The sequence below is a fragment of the Streptomyces sp. NPDC043952 genome (assembly GCF_056435325.1).
This window is the reverse complement of sequence record NZ_JBWKES010000002.1, coordinates 13003-35649: the sequence shown is the minus strand read 5'-3', so window position 1 is coordinate 35649 and position 22647 is coordinate 13003. Positions and strand designations below refer to the sequence as shown.

Annotated in this window: 21 protein-coding genes, 2 pseudogenes and 1 riboswitch; of the genes and pseudogenes, 16 read left to right on the top strand and 7 right to left on the bottom strand. The window is 73.8% G+C overall.

The window, feature by feature from the left end; genetic code table 11:
* Positions 1-104: 104 nt before the first annotated feature.
* A complete protein-coding gene (locus AC069R_RS02160) occupies positions 105-1481 on the top strand; it encodes a cryptochrome/photolyase family protein (RefSeq protein WP_478763732.1) in 1377 nt (458 codons plus the stop codon).
* A gap of 21 nt (positions 1482-1502) precedes the next feature.
* On the opposite strand, the gene AC069R_RS02155 is transcribed toward AC069R_RS02160, so the two are convergent.
* Positions 1503-2930, bottom strand: coding sequence for an amino acid permease (locus AC069R_RS02155; RefSeq protein ID WP_478764208.1), 1428 nt, complete (start codon positions 2928-2930; stop codon positions 1503-1505).
* A gap of 322 nt (positions 2931-3252) precedes the next feature.
* Here AC069R_RS02155 and AC069R_RS02150 point away from each other — a divergent pair, with 322 nt between their 5' ends.
* The 11 genes from AC069R_RS02150 to AC069R_RS02100 all read left to right on the top strand — a co-directional run bounded on the left by AC069R_RS02150 (position 3253) and on the right by AC069R_RS02100 (position 14387).
* Positions 3253-4704, top strand: coding sequence for a purine-cytosine permease family protein (locus AC069R_RS02150; protein ID WP_478763731.1), 1452 nt, complete (start codon positions 3253-3255; stop codon positions 4702-4704).
* Positions 4705-4825: 121 nt separating this feature from the next.
* Positions 4826-4948, top strand: a complete 123-nt coding sequence (locus AC069R_RS02145) for a putative leader peptide (protein WP_397982856.1) — start codon at positions 4826-4828, stop codon at positions 4946-4948.
* A gap of 138 nt (positions 4949-5086) precedes the next feature.
* Positions 5087-5977, top strand: a complete 891-nt coding sequence (locus AC069R_RS02140) for a glutathione S-transferase C-terminal domain-containing protein (protein ID WP_478763730.1) — start codon at positions 5087-5089, stop codon at positions 5975-5977.
* A 79-nt stretch (positions 5978-6056) separates the two neighbouring features.
* Positions 6057-6167: riboswitch (SAM riboswitch) on the top strand.
* 32 nt (positions 6168-6199) lie between these two features.
* On the top strand, positions 6200-6349 hold the full coding sequence (locus AC069R_RS02135) for a hypothetical protein (protein ID WP_478763729.1): 150 nt from the start codon (positions 6200-6202) through the stop codon (positions 6347-6349).
* A 246-nt stretch (positions 6350-6595) separates the two neighbouring features.
* Complete coding sequence (locus tag AC069R_RS02130; RefSeq protein ID WP_478763728.1) at positions 6596-7576, top strand: amino acid ABC transporter permease; 981 nt, start codon at positions 6596-6598, stop codon at positions 7574-7576.
* A complete protein-coding gene (locus tag AC069R_RS02125; protein WP_478763727.1) occupies positions 7573-8367 on the top strand; it encodes an amino acid ABC transporter ATP-binding protein in 795 nt (264 codons plus the stop codon). Before AC069R_RS02130 ends, AC069R_RS02125 begins: the two co-directional genes overlap by 4 nt.
* A 52-nt stretch (positions 8368-8419) precedes the next feature.
* Positions 8420-9439, top strand: a complete 1020-nt coding sequence (locus AC069R_RS02120) for an ABC transporter substrate-binding protein (protein ID WP_478763726.1) — start codon at positions 8420-8422, stop codon at positions 9437-9439.
* Positions 9440-9563: 124 nt separating this feature from the next.
* A complete protein-coding gene (locus AC069R_RS02115; RefSeq protein WP_471057203.1) occupies positions 9564-9686 on the top strand; it encodes a putative leader peptide in 123 nt (40 codons plus the stop codon).
* Between the two features lie 125 nt (positions 9687-9811).
* Positions 9812-11077, top strand: coding sequence for an LLM class flavin-dependent oxidoreductase (locus tag AC069R_RS02110; protein ID WP_478763724.1), 1266 nt, complete (start codon positions 9812-9814; stop codon positions 11075-11077).
* A gap of 18 nt (positions 11078-11095) precedes the next feature.
* Positions 11096-12472, top strand: coding sequence for an NtaA/DmoA family FMN-dependent monooxygenase (locus tag AC069R_RS02105; protein WP_478763723.1), 1377 nt, complete (start codon positions 11096-11098; stop codon positions 12470-12472).
* 199 nt (positions 12473-12671) lie between these two features.
* A complete protein-coding gene (locus AC069R_RS02100) occupies positions 12672-14387 on the top strand; it encodes a LuxR family transcriptional regulator AbsR2 (protein WP_478763721.1) in 1716 nt (571 codons plus the stop codon).
* A gap of 18 nt (positions 14388-14405) precedes the next feature.
* Here the strand turns inward: AC069R_RS02100 and AC069R_RS02095 are convergent, their stop codons facing one another.
* Entirely contained in the window at positions 14406-14759 is a 354-nt protein-coding gene (locus tag AC069R_RS02095; RefSeq protein ID WP_478763720.1) for a hypothetical protein, read from the bottom strand.
* Between the two features lie 29 nt (positions 14760-14788).
* Positions 14789-15667: pseudogene (locus tag AC069R_RS02090) on the bottom strand (CHAT domain-containing protein); the annotation flags it as partial.
* 7 nt (positions 15668-15674) lie between these two features.
* Between AC069R_RS02090 and AC069R_RS02085 the strand changes: the two are divergent.
* The 3 genes and pseudogenes from AC069R_RS02085 to AC069R_RS02075 all read left to right on the top strand — a co-directional run.
* Positions 15675-15920: pseudogene (locus AC069R_RS02085) on the top strand (S8 family serine peptidase); the annotation flags it as partial.
* Positions 15921-15979: 59 nt separating this feature from the next.
* Complete coding sequence (locus AC069R_RS02080) at positions 15980-16555, top strand: RNA polymerase sigma factor (protein ID WP_478763719.1); 576 nt, start codon at positions 15980-15982, stop codon at positions 16553-16555.
* A gap of 140 nt (positions 16556-16695) precedes the next feature.
* Positions 16696-17127, top strand: a complete 432-nt coding sequence (locus tag AC069R_RS02075; RefSeq protein WP_478764206.1) for a hypothetical protein — start codon at positions 16696-16698, stop codon at positions 17125-17127.
* 36 nt (positions 17128-17163) lie between these two features.
* Here AC069R_RS02075 and AC069R_RS02070 read toward each other — a convergent pair whose 3' ends face one another.
* The 4 genes from AC069R_RS02070 to AC069R_RS02055 form a co-directional block, all read right to left on the bottom strand.
* Positions 17164-18393, bottom strand: coding sequence for a cytochrome P450 (locus AC069R_RS02070; RefSeq protein WP_478763717.1), 1230 nt, complete (start codon positions 18391-18393; stop codon positions 17164-17166).
* Between the two features lie 108 nt (positions 18394-18501).
* Entirely contained in the window at positions 18502-19281 is a 780-nt protein-coding gene (locus tag AC069R_RS02065; protein ID WP_478763715.1) for an N-formylglutamate amidohydrolase, read from the bottom strand.
* Positions 19282-19330: 49 nt separating this feature from the next.
* Positions 19331-20470 carry a homoserine O-acetyltransferase MetX gene (gene metX / locus AC069R_RS02060; protein ID WP_478763713.1) on the bottom strand — a complete coding sequence of 380 codons (1140 nt, stop codon included), beginning with the start codon at positions 20468-20470 and terminating at the stop codon, positions 19331-19333.
* Positions 20471-21781: a bifunctional o-acetylhomoserine/o-acetylserine sulfhydrylase gene (locus tag AC069R_RS02055; protein WP_478763712.1), complete on the bottom strand. Its 1311-nt coding sequence runs from the start codon at positions 21779-21781 to the stop codon at positions 20471-20473.
* Between the two features lie 275 nt (positions 21782-22056).
* Here AC069R_RS02055 and AC069R_RS02050 point away from each other — a divergent pair, with 275 nt between their 5' ends.
* Entirely contained in the window at positions 22057-22512 is a 456-nt protein-coding gene (locus AC069R_RS02050) for a hypothetical protein (protein WP_397982837.1), read from the top strand.
* The last annotated feature ends 135 nt before the right edge of the window (positions 22513-22647 follow it).

Here is a 22647-nt window from a genome sequence, read left to right as displayed (position 1 = left end):
GCACGCCACACCACCGCACGCCACACCACCCCGAACCCACATCCACCCCGCCGCGCCGCCCGGCCTTCCCACCACCTCCGATCACCGGAAATAGGCTGACCGTCATGTCCGTCTCGGTCGTCCTGTTCACCTCCGACCTGCGCCTGCACGACCATCCGCCGCTGCGCGCGGCGCTGGCGGGCGGCGGCGAGGTCGTCCCGCTGTTCGTCCGCGACCGTGCCGTCGAGGCAGCCGGTTTCGCCGCCCCGAACCGCAGCGCCTTCCTCGCCGACTGCCTGGCCGACCTGGACGCGTCCCTGCGCGAGCGCGGCGGACGGCTCGTGGTGCGCTCCGGGGACCTGGTGGCGCAGGTGTGCGCCGTCGCGGCGGAGGCGGACGCCGGCGAGGTGCACCTGGCCGCCGCGCACAGCGCCTTCGCCACGCGGAGGGAGGACCGGCTGCGGCGAGCGCTGGAGGCCGCGGGGCGGCGGCTGCTCGTGCACGACGCGGTGACCGTGGCCGTACCGCCCGGCGAGGTGACCCCGGCCGGCTCCGATCACTTCGCGGTCTTCACGCCGTACCACCGCCGCTGGGCGCAGGCCACGCTGCGCGCGCCGCTGGCCGTCCCGCGCCGGGTGCCCGTGCCGGAAGCGGTGCGGGGCGAGCCGCTGCCCGCCCGCGAGGACGTCACCGGCGTCTCGCCCGCCCTCCCGCCCGGCGGTGAGCGGGAGGGCCGCAAGCGGATGAGCGCCTACTGGCGCAGCGGCCTGGACGCCTACGACGACACCCGCGACGACCTGGCCGCCGACGCCACCTCCCGGCTCTCCGCGCAGCTGCACTTCGGCACCCTGTCCCCGGTGGAACTTCTCCAGCGGGCCCGCCGCCACGGCGGCCCTGGTGCCGAGGCGCTGGTACGGCAGCTCGCGTGGCGCGACTTCCACCGCCAGGTCCTCGCCGCCCGCCCGCAGGCCGCCCGCGCCGACTACCGCACCAGGGGCGACCGCTGGCGCACGGAGCGCACCGCGCGCGCCGACATCGAGGCGTGGCGTGAGGGCCGTACCGGCTACCCGGTGATCGACGCGGCGATGCGGCAGCTGCGGCACGAGGGCTGGATGCACAACCGGGCCCGGCTGCTGACCGCGTCGTTTTTGACCAAGACGCTCTACGTGGACTGGCGGATCGGCGCCGCCCACTTCCTGTACTGGCTGGTCGACGGCGACATCGCCAACAACCAGCTCAACTGGCAGTGGGTGGCCGGCACCGGCACGGACACCCGCCCCAACCGGGTTCTCAACCCCATCGCGCAGGGCAGGCGCTACGACCCCGACGGCGGCTATGTGCGCCGCTGGGTGCCCGAGCTCGGGGGCGTCGCCGCCCGGTTCGTGCACGAGCCGTGGAAGCTGCCCGGCGCGGAGCGGGCCGCGCTGGACTACCCCGACCCGGTGATCGACCTCTCCGAGGGCCTGGACCGGTTCCGCGCCGCCCGCGACCGGGGGAGGTGACCGCGCCCCCGGCCGGGCGCGTTACGCGGTGGGCCGCTCGGCCGGCGCGGCCGCCCCCGGCCGGGCCCGCCGGGCGGTCATCACCGCGTAGACGAGGACGCCCGCGAAGAGGAACAGCGCGCCCTGGTACACCGCCGCGTAGCCCGCGCCCGCCATCAGCCAGATCGAGAAGGCGGCCGCCACCGAGGTGACCACCGCGTCCCGCACCAGCCGGCCCCGGTCCACCGAGTCGGCGCGGCCGGAGACGAGGTGGAAGATCTGCGCGGCGGTGGCCAGCAGATAGGGGACGGTCGCGGTGAAGGTCGTGACGAGGACCAGGACCTCGAAGACCTTGCCGGAGCCGGAGAGGTAGTTGTAGGCGGTCAGCAGGGACGCCAGGACCACGGTGACGGCGACGCCGGTCGTCGGCACGCCCCGGCGGCGCCGGGTGAAGGCGGCCGGGAAGAGTCCGTCGCGCGCGGCGGCGTACGGGGTCTGGGCGCTGAGCAGCGTCCAGCCGTTCAGGCAGCCGACCATCGACACCAGCGCGGCGAGCGCCACCGCCCAGCCGCCCCAGCTGCCGCCGAACATCGCGTTCACGGCGTCCGAGAAGGGCGCGGTGGAGTGGATCAGGCGCTGGTGCGCGACCGTGCCGAACACGGACAGCGTGCCCAGCAGGTACACCAGCGCGGCGCCCGCGGTGCCGATCACGGTGGCCCGGCCCACATTGCGCCGGGCGTTCCTGACCTCACCGGCGCTGACCGCGGCGGACTCCACCCCGAGGTAGGAGAAGAGGAGCAGCGCGGCGGAGGCGGACACCGCGCCGATCGCGCCATGGCCGCTGGAGTTGAAGGGGCCGAGCCGGGAGGGGTCGAAGAAGAACAGCCCACCGACCGCCACCAGCAGCAGCGGCACGAACTTCAGCACCGTGGAGACCAGCTGTACGGCGCCCACGTAGCGGGTGCCGGCGAAGTTGGCGAGCGCGGGCAGCCACTGGATCACCAGCGCGGCCAGGCACGCGGTCCAGCGGTGTCCGCTCACCGGGATCAGCACGTCCAGATAGCCGACGGCGGCCACGGCGAGCGCTGCGTTCGACACCCAGGTGGTGATCCAGTACGACCAGGCCGCGAGGAAGCCCGCGAAGTCGCCGAACGCCCCGCGGGCGTAGACGTACGGGCCGCCGGTGCGCGGATCGCGCGCCGCGAGCTTGCCGAAGGTCAGCGCGAGGGCGATCGCGCCGACGGTCAGCACGCCGAAGGCGACCAGGCTGACCGTGCCGTAGGGGGCGATGGAGGCAGGCAGCAGGAAGATGCCGCCGCCGATGATGTTGCCCATGACCAGCGCGGTGGCCACGGGCAGGCCGAACCGGCGCGCGTGCCGGCTGGACGGCCCCTGAGCGTCCCCGACGGGGGCCGCGGGGGCCTCCGAGGGGGCCGGAGCCGGCAGGGGAGCGGTTCCGGTGACGTGCATGGGTGGTGCGCCTCTCATCAAGCCGATGTTCCGGGATCGCCGGAACCCCGCCATGGTCGGCGATGCCCCTACCTGTCGCAAAATCGCCGTTTCTTGTCTCGTCCGGGCATTCCGTGCGCGTAAATAGTGAGCTGGCGGGCCGCTCGGACCGCGATATCTCCGGCGCCCTCGCCCCCGCCGTGATCACCGGTCCCTCCCCGGCGCGATCGTCCGTCGCGCCCCGCCGTGATCTTCCGGGGTGTGTCGGCGTCCGTGGTCTCGTCACCCGGCCCGCGCCGGTGCACCATGTGATCCGAGTGACGGAACGGGCTCGGGAGGCGGCATGAGCGGGTCGGCGCAGGGCAGGGTGTCCGGGATCGAGGTCCGGTCCATCGACTACGTCCCGCTGAACGAGCGGCACGGCAAGCTGTGGCACCTGGGGCCGCTGTGGTTCATGTCCAACGCCCAGCTCGCCACCCTGGCCGTGGGGCTGATCAGCATCACCGGCGGCGGAAACCTCGTCTGGTCGCTGCTGGCCATCGTCGCCGGAACCGTCCTCGGCACCTTCTTCATGGCCTTCCACTCCGCCCAGGGCCCCCAGCTGGGCCTGCCGCAGATGATCCAGTCACGGCCGCAGTTCGGCTATGTCGGCGCCCTCCTGGTGTGGCTGTTCGCCTATGTGCAGTACGCCGGGTTCAACGTCTTCAACAGCATCCTCGCCGCCGACGCCCTGCACAGCACGCTGCACGGCGGGGTGAAGCCCTGGGTCCTCGCGGTCACCGTGGTCGCGCTGGTCATCGCCCTGGTGGGCTACGACATCATCCACAAGGCCGAGCGGGTGCTGACGTACGTCTTCCTGGCCGTCTTCGGAGTCTTCACCGTCGGCATCCTGCTCACCCTGCACTACCCGGCCGGCTCCTTCGACCTCGGCGCGTTCAAGTGGACGCCGTTCCTCGCCCAGTTCGGCGTGGTCGCCGGCTACCAGATCAGCTGGGCCATCTACGTCTCGGACTACTCCCGCTACCTGCCGCCGGACGTCACCGTCCGCAAGACCTTCTACTGGACCTACTTCGGCTCCGCGCTCGGCGGCATCTGGATGATGGTCCTCGGCACCCTGCTCGCGGCCTGGGCGGGCGCGCACTTCGAGACGATCACCGCGATCAACGCCGCCGGCGACAAGGTCTTCGACGGCTTCGGCGCGATCGTGCTGCTCTTCGCCGCCCTCGGCCTCGTCTCCGTCACCGCGCTCAACATGTACGGCGGCTCGCTGACCCTCATCAGCGCCATCGACTCCGTACGACGGGTACGGCCGACGCTCGCCGTGCGGCTGCTCACCCTCGCCCTGACCGCCGCGCTCTCCGTGATCGGCGCACTCGCCGCCACCGCGCACTTCCTCGCCGACTTCAACGACTTCCTGCTGCTGGTCCTCTACCTGTTCATCCCGTGGACCGCGGTCAACCTCATGGACTACTACGTGGTGCGCCGCGGCCACTACGCGGTCGCCGAGATCTTCAACCCCCACGGCATCTACGGCCGTTGGGGCTGGCAGGGCATCATCTCCTACCTGGCCGGCTTCGCGGTCATGGTCCCGTTCTTCTCCGTCGGCACCCTGTACGTGGGCCCCGCCGCGAAGGCGCTCGGCGGTGCGGACATCTCCCTGTTCATCGGGCTGCCCGTCTCCGCCCTCCTGTACTGGTGGCTGACCCGCTCCCTCGACGTCGAGGCGGAGGCCCGGCTGGCGCGGGCGGAGGCGGAGGAGCTGGAACGGGCCGCCCACGAGCACCGGGAGCCCTGAGGGCGGCGGCCGGGGCGCGTTCTCGCCGGTGCGCGTCCCCGACGGTGGACACCCCCTTGACGCCGGGCCGAGGGGGATCGAGACTTCCTGACAGGGAATCCTAGTGAACAGGTAGGGAATCATGGCGCGCCTCGAAGCGGTCACCGGCCGAGCGGGCCGGACGCCGACGCGCGGCCCGCTGCTCACCTCCCGCCGGCACATCGATCTGCTGCGCGTCGCCAGCGCCATGGCCGCCCCGCGCTGACCCGCCCGCACGCCGTGGCCGACCGGCGCCGACCCGCCGTCCCACGCTCCGCGCCCTCGCCGATCGGGCCCTCGCGGCCACCCTCCGACGGCTCCCGCCGACGCGCCCTCGTACGCCCACCGACCCTGGGGGAGACGCATGTCCATCACTCCGCTCGCCGCCGTCCCGCCCGCCCACCGCGCCGCCGCGCCCGCCTTCCGCGGCCGGCTCGGCCGGGACGCGCGCAGCGGCCACTACGCCGTGCCCCACCGCTACCGCCTCCATCTGTCCACCGCCTGTCCCGACGGACTGCGCCTCGCCGTCGGCCACGGACTCCTCGGCCTGGACGACAGCTGTCCGGTCACCTTCCTGCCCGCCCTCCCGGACGGTTACGACGGCGGCCACACCGAGCTGCGCCCGCTGTACGAGGCCAGCGCGCACCACTACCGGGGCCCGGCGCTCGCGCCGGTGCTCAGCGACGACTGGTCCGGACGCATCGTCAGCACCCACGCCCGCGACATCCTGCGCGACCTGGACCGCTTCCCGCGCGCCGAGCGGAGCCCCCTGTTCCCGCCCGGCCTGGAATCCGTGATCGAGGCCGTCGAGCGGATGTGCGCCGAGGGCATCGAGGAGGCCGCCCAGCGCGCGGGCCGCGCCGGCGCCGGTCCGGCGGAGCGGGCCGCCGCGCTCGATGTGCTGCTGGACACCCTGGGCCGCCTGGAGCGGCGGCTGGCGGGGGAGGAGTACCTGGCCGGCGACAGGATCACCGCCGCCGACGTCGAACTGTGGGTGTCCCTGGTGCAGTTGGACATGGTGCACCGCTGCCACCTCGACGCCTCCGCCGTGCAGCGCATCGCCGAACACCGGGCCCTGTGGGCCTACGCCCGCCGGCTCGCCGCCCACCCCGCCTTCGGCCGCCCCCTCGATCCCGAGGGCATCGCGCGCCGCCACCAGGGCCGCTGCCGGGGCCTGGAGGCCGCCGGAGCCGCCGTCCAGATCCTGGACTGGGCGGCCCACATCGCCGGCTGGCCGGGCGCTTCCCGCAGGTGAGATCGGTGCCGCGGCTGTCCAGCTGACGGACGGGCGTTGACATTCGCGGCTCCGGATGGATTACTTGCGGCTCAGATGCGGTCAAGAGCGTCAGCGCCAAGCCCTGGCTCGCTGACCGGCAACCCTCGCGACGCGGTGGGGTGCCCCAGGTGACGACCGGACCGGACCACGACTTCGGTAAGCGCGAGGCCCCACGAGGCCGGAACAGTGACAGGTGACGCCATGTACGCAGCCCCCCGGACGGCCCTGAGCCGCCCCCAGGGCTGCGTACCGCCGCGCGCCGCCCTGGTCGCGGACCGCGCCGTCGATCTGCTGCGCGTCAGCAGCGCGCTGTGTACCGCGCCGGGCGCGGCCCGCCGCTGCCGGAGCTGACCTCCGCCTTCCCGCCCCGGCGGCCGTAGCCCCGCATACCGGGCCCGCCCCTGCGCGGCTCCGTTGCGTCCGCCCGCTTTCCCCTCCCCGGACCCAACTCCGGTTCGCTTCCCGCGCGTTGTGAGGCGTCCCGCCCCGTGTGCCCCGAGCCGCGCGGCGGGCGCCACGCCCGGTCCGCCGTACCCCGGAACCCCCGCTCTCCCCCCCGCTCCTCCCATCACGCCCCGCCCTCCGCCGGAGCCCGCCATGAGCCAATCCCCAGGCGCCGCCGTCTCGTTCGCCGAGGCGCCGCCCGCCGCAGAGCCGCCGAAGCCCCTGACCGCGCAGCGCGTCCAGCCGCTGCGCCGACCCGGCCGGTGGATCGCCACCGCCGTCGTCCTGGTGGTCGTCGCGCAGATCGCGCACGGCCTGGCCACCAACCCCTTCTACCAGTGGGACCGCTTCCGCTACTGGTTCCTGCGGCCTACCGTCCTCGACGGCCTCCTCGTCACCCTCGAAGTCGCCGCCCTGAGCGCCCTGTTGGGACTGCTCGGCGGTGTCCTGCTGGCCCTCGCGCGGCAGTCCGGCAGCCCGGTGCTGCGCGCCGTCAGCTGGACCTACACCTGGCTGTTCCGCTCGGTGCCGCTGATCGTCGTACTGATCTTCCTCTACAACTTCAGCGCCTTGTACAAGACGTTGAGCATCGGCATCCCCTTCGGCCCCGCCTTCGTCACCTTCGACGAGTCGAAGCTCGCCACCGACATGACGGTCGCCGTCATCGGACTCGGCCTCAACGAGGCGGCGTACGCGGCCGAAGTGGTGCGCGGCGGGCTGCTCTCCGTCGACCAGGGCCAGCACGAGGCGGCCGCCGCGCTCGGGCTGCCCAAGGGCTACCAGTTCACCCGGATCGTGCTGCCGCAGGCGCTGCGCTCCATCACGCCCAACTACGTCAACCAGCTCATCGGCCTGGTCAAGAGCACGTCCCTGGTGTTCTACGTGTCGCTGCTCGACCTGTTCGGCTCCGTGCAGACCATGGGCAGCACCTACCCCGGCGACATCGTGCCGCTGCTGCTGGTCGCCACTGTCTGGTACCTGATTTTGACCAGCGCCGTCTCCGTCGTCCAGTTCTACGTCGAGCGGTACTTCGCGCGGGGAGCCACCCGCACCCTGCCGCCGACCCCGCTCCAGAAGGCACGCGCCGGCCTCACCGGCCTGCGGGCCCGGCTGCGCAGGGAGGCCGCCGTATGACCCCCACCGCCCCCATCGCCCCGGAGACGGCCCCGGCCGCGCTGGAGGTGCACGACGTGCACAAGTGGTACGGCACCCACCGCGTCCTGGACGGCATCGACCTGACCGTGCGCCCCGGCGAGGTCACCGTCGTGATCGGACCCTCCGGCTCCGGCAAGTCCACGCTGCTGCGGGTCATCAACCACCTGGAGAAGCCCGAGATCGGCCATGTCAGCGTCGGCGGCGAACTCATCGGCGTCCGGCGCGCGGGCGGCCGGCTCAAGGAACTCGGCGAGCGCGCGATCCTGGCCCAGCGCGGCCGGATCGGCTTCGTCTTCCAGAACTTCAACCTCTTCCCGCATCTGACCGTCCTCGACAACGTGGCCGCCGCGCCCGTCGCCACCGGCCGCCTCGGCAAGGCCGAAGCACGGGAGTTCGCACGGGAGTTGCTCACACGGGTCGGCCTCGGCGAGCGCACCGGCGCCTATCCGCGCCAGCTCTCCGGCGGCCAGCAGCAGCGCGTCGCCATCGCCCGCGCCCTCGCGCTGCGCCCCGGCATCATCCTCTTCGACGAGCCGACCTCCGCGCTCGATCCGGAACTCGTCGGCGAGGTCCTCTCCGTCATCAAGGACCTCGCCACCAGCGGCACCACCCTGGTCATCGTCACCCACGAGATCGGCTTCGCCCGCGAGGTCGCGGACCGGATCGTCTTCATCGACGGCGGCCGGATCGTCGAACAGGGCCCGCCCGCCGAGGTGCTGGACCACCCGCGGCACCCCCGCACCCGTGACTTCCTCGCCAAGGTCCTCTGAACCCGCGCCCCTCATCTCCCAGCAGACGCACCATCGAACGACAAGGACAGCCATGCCCAGCCACCCCACCCGACGCAGCCTGATACGCGCGCTGGCCGCGGCCACCGCGGTCGCCTCCCTCTCGGGCGCCCTCGCCGCCTGCGGCGGGAACAGCGACGCGGCCACCACGACCGACGCCGCCGGCACGGTGACCGTGGGCCGGGTGTCCAACGGCGCCGCCAGACAGACCGAGTTGAAGGTCCCCGAGGTCAAGTCGCTCAACGCCGAACTGCCCGCCGCCGTCCGCAAGAGCGGCACCCTGAACATCGTCGTGGGCGCGCTGCCCGACGGCTTCCCGCCGCTCGCCTACATCGGCGGCGACCAGAAGACCCTCACCGGCGCCGAACCCGACTTCGGCCGCCTGGTCGCCGCGGTCCTCGGCCTCAAGCCCCGACTGTCCAACGCCACCTGGGAGAACATGTTCGTCGCCATCGACAGCGGCAAGGCCGACGTCGGCTTCGCGAACATCACCGACACCGAGGAACGCAAGAAGAAGTACGACTTCGCCTCGTACCGCAAGGACAACGTGGGCTTCGAGGTGCTGAAGAAGAGCACCTGGAATTTCGGCGGGAACTACGAGAACCTCGCCGGGAAGACCGTCGCCGTCGACAACGGCACCAACCAGGAGAAGATCCTCCTGGAGTGGCAGAGCAAGCTCAAGGCCGAGGGCAAGACCCTCACCGTCAAGCACTACGCCAGCAAGAACGCCACCTATCTGGCGCTGACCGGTGGCCGGATCGACGCCTACTTCGCGGCGAACCCCGGCGTCGCCTACCACGTCACCCAGACCGCGAAGTCCCCGAACCCCACCCGCAGCGCGGGCACCTACTCCGGGGCGGGCGCGAGCCTCCAGGGGCTGATCGCGGCCACCACGAAGAAGAACAGCGGCCTGGCCAAGCCCATCGCGGACGCCGTCAACCACCTGATCGAGAACGGGCAGTACGCGAAATGGCTGGCCGCCTACAACCTCTCCAACGAGGCCGTGGCGAAGTCCCAGGTCAACCCGCCCGGACTGCCGCTCAGCGATTCCTGAGCACCCGCGGGCAACATCTCCCGCCGCCGGGAACACCCCGTGGGGCCGGGGCGTTGTGACTCGTGACGAAGCAGGCGCGGGTGCCGCTCAGGCGCCCCGAGCACGGCGGACGGAGGCGGCGGTCATGACCGGGGACCCGAGGCACCTCCCGTGCGCGCGCGTCCTGCGGACCGCCCGTTCCGCCGTGCTGCACTCCCGGCCCCACATCGACCTCCAGCGGGTGGCCGGCGCGCTCTGTCGCCCCTGACGCTTCCCCCCTGCCCGGCCCCCGCGCGGCCGCGCGGACACCCCGCCGCGCCCGCCCGCCGCCGTGCCCCGCCACCGGCGCGGCCCGGCGCGCCCCCGTACGGACACCCAGGAAGGCGCCCACTCGTGTCCTCTGCCAGTTCCTCCCATGCCAGTTTTTCCCACCGCCCCGACCACCACGCCCCCGACTCCCGCCTCCACCTCGCCGTCGCCCTGGACGGCACCGGCTGGCACCCCGCCTCCTGGCGCGAGCCCGTCGCCCGCCCCGGCGAGCTGTTCACCGCCGGATACTGGGCGGACCTGGTCGCCGAGGCCGAGCGGGGCCTGCTCGACTTCGTGACCTTCGAGGACGGCCTCGGCCCCCAGTCCTCGCGCCCGCTGGAGCCGGACGACCGCACCGACCAGGTCCGCGGCCGGCTCGACGCGGTCCTCGTCGCCGCCCGCGTCGCCCCGCTCACCCGGCACATCGGCCTGGTCCCGACCGTGGTGGCCACCCACACCGAGCCGTTCCACATCTCCAAGGCGATCGCCACCCTCGACTACGTCAGCACCGGCCGCGCCGGTCTGCGGGTGCGGATCACCGCCCGGCCCGACGAGGCGGACCACTTCGGCCGCCGTACCGTCGAACGGATCGAGGCGTACGACAGCCCCGAGGCGCGGGGGCTGCTCACCGACCTGTTCGACGAGGCCGCCGACCACGTGGAGGTGGTGCGCAGGCTCTGGGACAGCTGGGAGGACGACGCCGAGATCCGCGACCGGGCCAGCGGCCGCTTCATCGACCGGGACAAGCTGCACTACATCGACTTCGAGGGCCGCTTCTTCAGCGTCAAGGGCCCCTCGATCACGCCCCGCCCACCGCAGGGGCAGCCGCTGGTCACCGCGCTCGGGCATGACACGGTGCCGTACCGGCTGCTGGCCCGGCAGGCCGACGTCGGATATGTCACCCCGCGCGACACCGAGCACGCCCGCGCGATCGTGGCCGAGATCCGCGCCGAGCAGGAGAGGGCCGGGCGGGCGGGGCAGACCCTGCATGTCTTCGGGGACCTGCTGGTCTTCCTGGACGAGGGCCAGGGCGAGGCGCGGGCGCGCCGGGAGCGGCTGGACGCGCTCGCGGGCGAGCCGTACACGTCGGACGCCCGGATCTTCACCGGTACGGCGGAACAACTCGCCGACCTGCTGGAGGAGTTGGCGGGTGCCGGGCTGGCCGGGTTCCGGCTGCGGCCCGCCGTCGCCGGGCACGACCTTCCTCGGATCAGCCGCGATCTGGTGCCCGAACTCCAGCGCCGGAACCGGTTCCGCACCGCCTACGAGGCGGACACCCTGCGCGGCCTGCTCGGTCTCGGCCGCCCCGCCAACCGCTACGCCGCTGCCACCGCGGCCACCGCCGTCTGAGCCGGAGGACCTACGACCATGAGCAAGCCGCTGAAGCAGATCCATCTGGCCGCCCACTTCCCCGGCGTCAACAACACCACCGTGTGGAGCGACCCGGCCGCCGGCAGCCACATCGAGTTCAGCTCCTTCGCGCACTTCGCGCGCACCGCCGAACGCGCCAAGTTCGACTTCCTGTTCCTCGCCGAGGGCCTGCGCCTGCGCGAACAGGGCGGACAGATATACGACTTGGACGTGGTGGGCCGCCCCGACACCTTCACCGTGCTGGCCGCGCTCGCCGCCGTCACCGACCGGCTCGGCCTGACCGGCACCATCAACTCCACGTTCAACGAGCCCTACGAGGTGGCCCGCCAGTTCGCCAGCCTGGACCACCTCTCCGGCGGCCGCTCCGCGTGGAACGTGGTCACCTCCTGGGACGCCTTCACCGGCGAGAACTTCCGCCGCGGCGGCTTCCTGCCCCAGGAGGAACGCTATTCGCGCGCCAAGGAGTTCCTGGCCACCGCGCACGAGCTGTTCGACTCCTGGAGCGCCGACGCGATCCTCGCCGACCAGGCCACCGGCGCCTTCCTGCGGGACGCCAAGGCCGGCGCCTTCGTGCACCAGGGGCAGCACTTCGACATCCACGGCCGGTTCAACGTGCCGCGCTCCCCGCAGGGCCGCCCGGTGATCTTCCAGGCGGGCGACTCCGAGGAGGGCCGCGAGTTCGCCGCCGCCGGCGCCGACGCGATCTTCAGCAGGTACTCCCACCTGGTGGAGGGCCAGGCCTTCTACGCCGACGTCAAGGGCCGCCTCGCCAAGTACGGCCGCCGCCCCGATCAGTTGCTCATCCTGCCCGCCGCGACCTTCGTGCTCGGCGACACGGACGCCGAGGCCGCCGAACTCGCCCACGAGGTGCGCCGGCAGCAGGTCAGCGGCGCCACCGCCATCAAGCACCTGGAGTTCGTCTGGAACCGGGACCTGTCCGGGTACGACCCGGAGGGCCCGCTGCCCGACGTCGATCCGCTGGTGAGCGAGGAGCACATCTCACGGGGCCGCGCCCAGGTGCGGATGTACCGGGACCCCGTCGCCATCGCGCGGCAGTGGCGCGAGCAGGCCGAGGCCAACAAGTGGTCCATCCGCGATCTGGTGATCAACAACGGCAACCGGCAGACCTTCGTGGGCTCGCCCGCCACCGTGGCCCGGACCATCAACGAGTTCGTGCAGGCGGACGCCTCCGACGGGTTCATCCTCGTCCCGCACATCACGCCGGGCGGCCTCGACCCGTTCGCCGACAAGGTGGTCCCGCTCCTCCAGGAACAGGGCGTCTTCCGAGCCGACTACGAGGGCACCACCCTGCGCGAGCACCTGGGCCTGGCCCACCCCGACGCCGCCGCCCCGGCCGAGCGGGCCGCCTCGTAGGCGGGGACAGGGCACCGGCGCGGGCACGCACGTCACCTCCCCCGTGAGTGACGTACGCGCCCGCTTCCCCCGGTGACGCGGCGACGGGCACAGGCGCCGGGTCATGCGGCCAGCGTGCCGTCCCGCGATCGCGGGCGCCTGAGTCGGGGGCTACTCAAGTCGCCCTGTATCAAAGGTGAGTACGCGCGCTCTGGTAAGTGTGAGGACTTACGAACAGGACGCGAAGACGCTGGGACCGCGCTGGCCTTTCACCGGCCGGGAGGACGAACTGGCGCTGCTGCGGGGCGCGTTGGCCGGGGCCCGGCGCGGCATCGTGGTGACCGGTCCGGCCGGGCGCGGCAAGACGCGGCTGATCACGGAGGCGGTCCGGGGCAAGGACCACGCACGGGTGACCGGCACACCCGAGGCCCGCCATCTGCCCCTCGCCGCCTTCGCCCACCTGCTGCCCGGACCCGGCTCGCTGCACGGCGCGGTGCGGGCCCTGTCCGGCGTCCGGTTCCTCGTCGTGGACGACGCCCAGCTGCTGGACGAGGACTCCGCCGCGCTGGTCCACCAGCTGGCCGCGCACGGGCGTACCCGGCTGATCGTCGCCGCGGCCGACGAGGCGCCGCTGCCCGGCGCGGTGTCCCGGCTGTGGACCGGGGAGCTGCTGCCCCGGCTGGCCCTCGCCCCGCTGCCCGAGGAGGACACCGCGGCCCTCCTCGGTGCGGCCGGGTTCGAAGCGCTCACCGTACGGCGGCTGCACCGGCTGTGCCGGGGCGATCTGCGGCTGCTGCGCTCCCTGGCGGCCGCGCTCGCGGCCGGGGGCGCCCTGGTCGCCGTACCCGGCACCGGCGAACGCGCCTGGCGCGGCCCGCTGCCCCTCACCCCGGCCGTCCGCGACCGGCTCGCGCCCCTGCTGGCGCGCTCCGTGCCCGGCGAACGCGAGACCCTCGAACGCCTCGCCTTCGCCGAGCCGGCCCGGCTGCCGCTGTACGGCCTCGACCTCGACGTCCTCGAAGGGCTGGAGACGGCCGGTCTGATCGCCGTGGACGACGCCGGCCGGGCCAGGCTCGCCGACCCGCTGCACGGACCGGCGCTGCGCGCGGCGACCGGACGGCTGCGGGCGCGCCGGCTGAGCCGGGACCCGGCGGCCCTGGACGCCGCGCTCGATGCCGAACAGCGGCGCCTGGCCGGGCGGTTGGCGCGGATGGACGTGCGGCCTCTGTCCACGCCGGTGGGGGACTGGCTGGTGGCCGAGGGGGAGCCGGTGCCGGCCGGGTACGCGGCCGTACGGGCTCGGTTCGCCCGGCTGCGAGGCGCGGTGCGGGACGCCGCCGCGTGGGCGCGGGAGGGGCTGCGGTGGACGCCGGGGGACAGCGAGTGCGAGGCGGAACTCACCTCGGCGGCGGCCGAGTTGGACGGGTCGGGGCCGCGCGGCCGCACCGAGGGGGAGGTGTACGCGCGCTACCGTGCCGTACGCGTGGGGGAGCCCGCCGGTGCGCTGCCCGCGGGCAGTGTACTCGCCCGGCACGCGGAGGCGCTGGCGCGGGGGGACGGGGACGCGCTGAACCGTGCCGCCGCCGCCCTGGAGGAGCGCGGCTTCCTGCTGTTCGCGGCGGAGGCCCACGCCCAGGCCGTACACGCCCACCGCGACCCCCGGTCCGGGCGCCGCTCCCGCACCCGCGCGCTCGCCCTCGCCCGCCGCTGCCAGGGCGCGCGCACCCCGGCGCTGGCCGGGCTGGTGCTCGGCGAACTCACCGCGCGGCAACGGCAGATCGTGGCCCTGGCGGCGGCGGGCCTGAGCAACCGGGAGATCGCCGAACGGCTGACGCTGTCCGTGCGGACGGTCGGCAACCATCTGTACGGCGCGTACACGCGGCTGGGCACGGGCGACCGGGAGGCGCTGCCCTGCCTGCTGGACAGGTCCGCGTAGGGGCGTGGCCGCATACGCTCACCGGGTTGGTGACCTACGGCGTGCCTGATCGGCGGGCTGCTGCTCGCGCAGGGTCTCGATGTCGGCCGCCAGCACGGCCATGTCGCGCACGTGCGTGTAGTACCCGGCCGCGTACTCGTCCTCGATCGCCGGGAGGACCGTGTCGAACACCGTCGTCAGCTGCGCGAGGCCAGACCGCTGCTGCTCGGCGAGAGGCCCTTTGAGGACGCTCGTGGCGTAGCCGTAGGCGTCCGCATCGAGCATCACCATGTCCTGGCCCTCGATCTCCAGGCCGCGGAAGCCGGGCGGGAACGGCCGGGAGGCGTGCTCGGCCGTCATCCATGAGAGCGCATTCACCTTCTCCTCGAACATGTCTGCGATTATGGCAGGCGTATCCGGGCTCACGCCGCCCCGAACGCCGCGAAGGCCCACCCCGTCGCCTGGTGCACCGGGTCGGACGGCAGGGTGGTCCGGGCGTCCCGGAGGGATTCGGCCAGCGAGAGGCCCGCGGTGAGGCCCTTGTGCAGGGCGAGCATCAGCGGGATCACCGCCGCGTCGTTGACCGGGGCGCTGCTGGCCACCACCCCGGCCGTACCCAGCGGGAGCAACGCCGTGACCAGGCCGAGGAGTTCGTCCGCGCCGACCGAGGCGAGCCGCGCGGTGTCGCAGCTGGAGAGGATGATCCGGTAGGGACTGCGGGCCAGCCGCTCGAAGTCGTGCACGATCAACGGGCCGTCCGCCATCCGCAGCGCCGAGAAGAGGGGACTGTCGGCACGGAAGGTGCCGTGGGCGGCGAGATGGGCGAGCCCCGCCCCGTCCAACTCCGCCAGCACGCGCGGGACATGGGCGTCGTCGCCCTCCAGTACCGTCGCCGTGCCATAGCGGTCCGCCAGCTCCGGGACCTCCGCGCCACCGGTGGCGAGACCGGGGCCGCGCACCAGGACGGTACGGCCCTCGCGCGGCGGTTCCGTCTCGCGGGCGCGCAGCCAACTGCCCGCCGACGGCGACACGCTGAGCACCCGCTCGCGCAGCGCGGGCAGCAGCGCCCACGGCACCCGGTGCAGCGCGCCCGGCGGCACGATCACCACCGGACCGGCGCCCAACCGCGGCACGGCCCCGGCGAGCAGCAGCTCCTGGAGCCGGGCGCCCGCCGCCTCCACCAGCGGCAGCCGCGCCTCCGCACCCGGATGCGCGAGCCGCCGCAACCCGGCCTGGACGTACTCCGCCTCGGCCACCGCGTCCGCGAGCGGGCCGCCGACGAACCGCCGCACCCTGCCCTTCGGGGGCAAGCCGGAGCAGGTGATGTTCGACGGGTTCGCGCAGTGGAGCGGCACCTCCTTCGCCACCCCGGTCGCCGCCGGGCTCGTCGCCGCCCTGATGAGGGCGGAGCGCGAGCGCGACCCGCGCACGGCCGGGGCCCGGCTGCTGGCGGAGGCGACCTACCGCACCGATGTGCGCGGGGCGACGGTGCGCGCGCTGCGGCCGCCCACCTGGCGCCCGGTTCCGGTTCCGGCCCCGGCGCTGCCCGCGTGAGCGCCGGAACCCTCCGCTCCACGGCGTACCATGGCGAGCCCTATACGAGGGGTGGGACCGTGGACCGAACAGAGGTCGGCGCGCTCGTCCGGTCCGCCGTCGACGGGGACGCCGCGGCCTGGAAGGCGCTGGTGGAAGGGATGAGTCCGCTGGTGTGGTCGGTGGTGCGCGCCCATCGGCTGTCCGACGCCGACGGGCACGAGGTCTTCCAGACCGTGTGGTTCCGCTTCGCCCAGCACCTGGGGCGGATCCGGGAGCCCGACAAGACCGGCGCCTGGCTGGCCAGCACCGCCCGCCACGAATGCCTGAAGGTCATCAAGGGCCTGAGGCGCCTCACTCTTACGGATGATGTGCAGGTGCTGGACCGGGCCAGCGACGACCGTACGCCGGAGCAGACACTGATCGACTCCGAGGAGGCGGCGGACCGGGCCGAGCGGGTCCGCCGCCTGTGGCAGGAGCTGGACGAACTCGGCGAGCGCTGCCGGCAGTTGCTGCGCGTGCTGGTCGCCTCGCCGCCGCCCAGCTATGGGGACATCTCGGCCGCGCTCGGCATCGCGGTCGGCAGCATCGGCCCCCTGCGCCAGCGCTGTCTGCGCCGGCTGAGGGCCCGGATGGACCAGCGGGGTGCGGCATGAACGAGGACGACGGGTTCCCGTACGACGGAGCGGACGGGGACGGTGAGGAGTCGGCGGACGCCGGCACGGCGGACGCCCTTACGGAAGGCGCCGTCACGGCGGACGCCCTGACCGAGGACGCCCTCACCGAGGACGCCCTCATGGCGGACGCGCTGCTGGAGGAGGAGCTGCGCCAGGCGGCGGCCGTCCTCGATCCCGTGCCCGGCTTTCTGCGCCAACTCGCCGTGGACGCCTACGCCTTGCGTGATCTGGACGCGCGGATCGCCGAGCTGGCCTTCGACTCGCTGGTGGACGCGCTGCCGGTGCGCGGGGTCACGGACGCCCCGCGCATGCTGACGTTCCGCGCGGGCGCGCTCACCGTCGACGTCGAGGTCACGGGGTACGGGCTGATCGGGCAGGTGCTGCCGCCGGGTGCGGCGCGGATCGAGGTGCTCGGCTCTCCGGGCACCGCCCGCCCGGTCGCCGTCGACACCCTCGGCCGCTTCACCAGCGACGACCCGCCCTCCGGACCCTTCGCCCTGCGGCTGCGCACCGGCTCGGAGGTGATCGTCACGGAGTGGCTACGGGCCTGACGGGGGGCGGGCCCGCCAGGTCGGCTGGGGTTCGCCTCACCACGTCACCGGCAGCGTGCGCGGCCCCCGGATCATCGTCTGGCGCCGCCACTCGACCTCCTGCGGCGGCACGGCGAGCCGCAGCCCCGGCAGCCGGTCCAGGAGCGTGTCCACCAGCAGTTCGAGCTGGAGGCGGGCGAGGACCGCGCCGGTGCAGTAGTGGTGCCCGTTGCCGAAGGCGAGGTGCGGGTTGGAGTCCCGGTCCGGGTCGATGCCGTCCGGGTCCGGGAACACCTCGGGATCGCGGTTGGCGGCCAGGTACGAGACGTACACCGCCTCGCCCGCGGCGATCCGGTGCCCGGCGATCTCCACGTCCTCCAGGGCGATCCGGGCGAGCCCGACCGTGCTGCGGTGCGGGATCCAGCGCAGCAACTCGTCGAGCACCGGGCCGCGTTCACCGGGCCGCTCCCGCATGCGCGCCATTAACTCCGGCCGGGTCAGCAGCAGATAGAGCATCTGCCCGCAGTTGTGGGTGACCGCCTCGCCGCCGATCTGCAGCGGACCGGCGAGCCCGACGGCCTCCCGCTCGGCGATCTCACCGCGCGCCACGGCACCGCCGAGCATCGAGTAGACGTCCTCGCCGGCGCTGCGCGCGCGGGCCCGGACGATGTCCGTGATCCAGCCGTACAGCCCGTTCTTGGCCCGGTCGGCGGCCTCCGCGCCCCCGGACAGGGAGATGATCTGCCGGGTCCAGGCGTGCACCTGCTCCCGGTCGGTGTCGGGGACGCCCATCACCTCGCTGACGACGAACAGCGGGAACGGCTCCAGCACCCGCTCGACCAGGTCGGCGGGCGGACCCTCGCGGAGCATCGCGTCCACCAGCTCGTCCAGGATCTCCTGGGCGCGGGGCCGCAGCCGCTTCATCGCGCCGACCGTGAAGGCGCCGGCGATGGGCTTGCGCAGCCGGTTGTGGTCCGGCTGGTCGGCCCAGGCGAGCGAGCCGGGGCGGGGCGCGAAGTTCGGGGCCAGCCGGGTGACCTGGCCGCGCGCGACCTCCGCGCGGCTGAACCGGGGATCGTTGGTGATCAGCTTCACGTGTTCGTAGCGGGTGGCCAGCCAGGCCCAGCCCTCGCCGAAGGGCAGCCGTATTCGGGTCAGCGGTCCCTCGCGCACCAGCCCCGCGAGCACCGGATCGAACTCGGTGCCCTCCAGGTCGAGCGCGGGCCAGTCCCGTACGGGGGGCGGCGGTTCCTGGCCGGTGGGCGCGCTGGTCTCCATGGTCGTCATGCCCTCCACGATGGGACGGGGCGCGGCGGGTGTCGTGCGGGATTGCTCCAGTCGGAGGGTGTGCGGTGCGCCGGCCGGCGTGTCCGCGGGGACGGCGGCCGGGCCCGGCTACAGCGCGTCGACCAGCGCGGCCAGCGCCGCCGCGAGCCGGTCGAGCCCCGCTCCGGCCGGTCCGCCGGGTTCGTCCATGTAGGTGTCCCGCCGGATCTCGATCATCAGCGCCTCGACGCGGGGCTCGGTGCCGTAGTACTCCAGCGGCACGTACGTCCCGGCGAACGGGCTGTCCAGCCCGGTCCCACCGCACGGCGCGAACGCCTCGCGGGCGGCGGCGAGCAGCTTCGGCGGGGTGTGGAAGGGGTCGGTGCCCAGGCACACCGGCGGACGCGGGCCGTCCCCGTGCAGCTCGTAGGGGAGCGCCCGTGCCGGGTAGGAGTGCACGTCCACGACCACGGCCCGCCCGGTCGCCGCGAGCCGGTCCGCCACCGCCCGTGTCATGGCCGCGGCGTACGGCCGGAAGTACCGCTCGATCAGCGGCCGGGGGTCGGTGTCCGCGGGCCGCAGCGCCTCGCGGTGTGTGGTCCGGGTGTACACCGCGCCCATGCCGGCGGCGAGCATCTCCTCCCGCTCGTCCGGGAACCGCTCCGGGTCCACCACCAGCCGCGACAGCCGGTTCACGAACCGCCACGGCGCGCGGCCCGCGAGCTGTGCCGCCCGCCCGGCCAGTTCCGCGGTGTGCGCGTCCGTGATGTGGTCCAGTTCCCGCTCCAGCGCGGCGTCGTCGAGCAGGATCCCGTCCCGGACGTCACCGGGGATCGCGCGGGCGGAGTGGGGCACGTGCAGCAGGACGGGGGAGTCGGGGGCGCCGGAAGAGAGACGGAAGGAGGTCACGGCTGCTCCGGGGGGCCGATGGTACGGGGCACACCACCATGCCACGGACTCAGCCCAGCAACTCCCGTACGAGCGCTCCCACCTGCTCCGTCTCGATCAGGAACCCGTCGTGCCCGTACGGCGATTGAACCACGCGCGTCCGGTCCGCCCCCGGTATCAGGGCGGCCAACTCCTCCTGCTGGGCCAGCGGATAGAGGCGGTCGGAGTCGACCCCGGCGACCAGGGTGGGGGCCGTGACACGGGCGAGGGCGGAGCGCAGGCCGCCGCGCGAGCGGCCGGCGTCATGGGCGTTCATCGCCTCCGTGAGGACGACGTAGCTCGCCGCGTCGAAGCGCCGTACCAGCTTCTCGGCATGGTGGTCCAGATAGGACTCCACCTGGTAACGGCCGCCCCGCCAGGGGTGCTCGGCGTCCTGCGGGGACCGGCCGAAGCGGGCGGTCAGCTCCGGTTCGCTGCGGTAGGTGACATGCGCGAGGCGGCGGGCGAGACCGAGGCCGGTGTGGGGGCCGCGCGCGGCATCGTGGTAGTCGCCGCCTTGCCAGTCGGGGTCCGCGCGGATGGCGCGCAACTGGATCCCCGCCCAGGCGATCTGCTCCGCGCTCGCCGCCGCCGTCGTGGCGAGCAGCAGCAGCGCCCCGGTGCGCTCCGGGTACGACACCGCCCACTCCACCGCCCGCATCCCGCCCATCGAGCCGCCCGCCACCAGGGCCCAGCGGTCGATGCCGAGCGCGTCCGCGAGATACGCCTCCGCCGCGACCTGGTCCCGCTGGGTGAGGAACGGGAAGGCGCCGCCCCAGGCCCGGCGGCCGTCCGGGCGCGGCGAGGACGGTCCGGTGCTGCCCTGGCAGCCGCCCAGCACATTGGGGGCCACCACGAACCACCGGTCGGTGTCCAGCGGCCGCCCCGGTCCGACCAGCGGCTCCCACCAGCCGGGCGTGGGATGGCCGGGCCCGGCCGGACCGGCGACATGGCTGTCGCCGGTCAGCGCGTGCAGCACCAGCACCGCGTTGGACGCGTCCGGTGCGAGCCGCCCCCAGGTCTCGAACGCCAGCCGTACGCCGGGCAGTTCACCGCCCGCCTCCAGCCGCAGCGGCCGCCCGGCCGGGCACCACCGGCGACGGCCCGGCGGATCGCCCTCCCGCCAGGCGCCGGTGGCCGGCAGCTGCCCGGTCGCCGTGACCGCGCTCATCTACGCGCCCTTCGCCGCGCGGAACCCGGCCTCCAGATCCGCCTTGAGATCGGCCAGGTTCTCGATGCCGACCGACAGCCGCACCAGGCCCGGCGTGGTGCCGGTGGCCGCCGCCTCCTCCTCGGTGAGCTGACTGTGCGTGGTGGACGCCGGGTGGATGATCAGACTGCGTACGTCGCCGATGTTGGCGAGATGGCTGAACAGCTCGACCGCGTCCACGAACCGCTTGCCCGCCTCGATCCCGCCGCGCAGCTCGAAGGAGACGATGGCACCGGCCCCGCGCGGCAGGTACGTCCGCCCGGCCTCGTACCACGGGCTGGACGCGAGGCCCGCGTAGTGGACGGCCGCCACCTCGTCGCGCCCCTCCAGCCACTCCGCGAGCGCCTGCGCGTTGGACGTGTGCCGCTCCAGCCGCAGGCTCAGCGTCTCCACGCCCTGGAGCAGCAGGAACGCCGAGTGCGGGGCGAGCGCCGGGCCGAGGTCGCGCAGCAGCTGCACCCGCAGCTTCACCGCGAACGCGCCCGGACCGAGCGCCGGCCAGTAGCGCAGCCCGTGGTAGCTCGGGTCCGGCTCGCTGAAGTCGGGGAACCGGTCCGGGCGGGCGCCGAAGTCGAAGGTGCCGCCGTCCACCACCACACCGGCGATCGCGGTGCCGTGCCCGCCGAGGAACTTGGTCGCCGAGTGCACCACGATGTCCGCGCCGTGCTCGATCGGCCGCAGCAGGTACGGGGTCGGCACGGTGTTGTCCACGATCAGCGGCACCCCGGCCGCGTGCGCCACGTCCGCGACCGCCCGGATATCCAGCACATTGCCGCGCGGGTTGCCCAGCGACTCCGCGAACAGCGCCTTGGTGTTCGGCCGGATCGCCGCCCGCCATGCCGCGGGGTCGTCCGGGTCGTCCACGAACGACACCTCGATGCCGAGCCGCGCCAGCGTGTGCCGGAAGAGGTTGTACGTGCCGCCGTACAGCGCCGTGCTGGAGACGATGTGGTCGCCGGCGCCCGCCAGGGTCAGGATCGCCAGGGTCTCCGCGGCCTGCCCCGAGGCCAGCGCGACCGCCCCGACGCCGCCCTCCAGCGCGGCGATCCGCTGCTCGAACACGTCCGTGGTGGGGTTGTGGATCCGGGTGTAGATGTTGCCGGGCTCGGCCAGCGAGAACAGGTCGGCCGCGTGCCGGGTGTCCCGGAACACGAACGAGGTGGTCTGGTAGACGGGGGTGGCCCGTGCGCCGGTCGCGGGGTCGGGGGCGGCGCCCGCGTGGATCTGCTTCGTCTCGAAGGACCAGGCGGCGGTGCCGGGCTGCGTGCTCATGGTGCGTGCTCCTCGTGCGCGGGAGGCGGTGACGTGGCACGAGGCAACCACGCGTCTTCTCCGGCCAACAGGCTTACGCGGCAGGCGACATGAGGTCGTCACGGACGACATGCGGCCGCAATGTCCCCGACATCCGGGGCGGCGGCTCGGGTCGTTCGTACCGGCCGGGTTCCCATTGTCACCGTCCCGTCACAGCCGCGGGGGCCGGTGAAACCCGTGACCCCGCTCGGCTCTCTCCCTGGGTGTCAGCCGATCTTCACAGCAGAGGACGCTCAATGAACCACCGTCACGTCTCCGCCGCCCTCGTCGCCGCCTCGGCCGCGGCCCTCCTCGCCACCACCTGCGGGACCGCCGGGGCCAGCCCGATGCGGAGCGCCGCCCCCGCCGCCTCGGCCACGGCCTGGAAGCCGTGCCACGTGCCCGCGGGCCGGCACTTCCTGAAGCTGGACTCCGCCAAGAACGTCAAGGGCAAGGCGGTCGTGCGGGTCACCCCGCAGACGTGCAAGGTGAACACGAAGAACGACGAGGACGTCGTCTACACCCCGAGCGGCGCCGCCCGCTCCCTCGGCTTCGCGCCGGGCGCCGTGGTCGAGGTCCTGCGCGACACCACGACCGTGAAGGTCGCCCCGACGTGGCTGGCGAACCACAAGCTCGCCAACAGCCCGTACTTCACCTACCACGTCAACGCCAAGGGCCAGATCACCGCCCTGTCGGAGATCTACCACCCGTGATCCGCCGCCTCTGACGGGGAACAGCACCGGGGGGGGGGGGGGGGGGGGGGGGGGGGGGGGGGGGGGGGGGGGGGGGGGGGGGGAGTGTGGGGGGGGGGGGGGGGGGGGGGGGGGTCGGTAGGAGGGAACCACCAA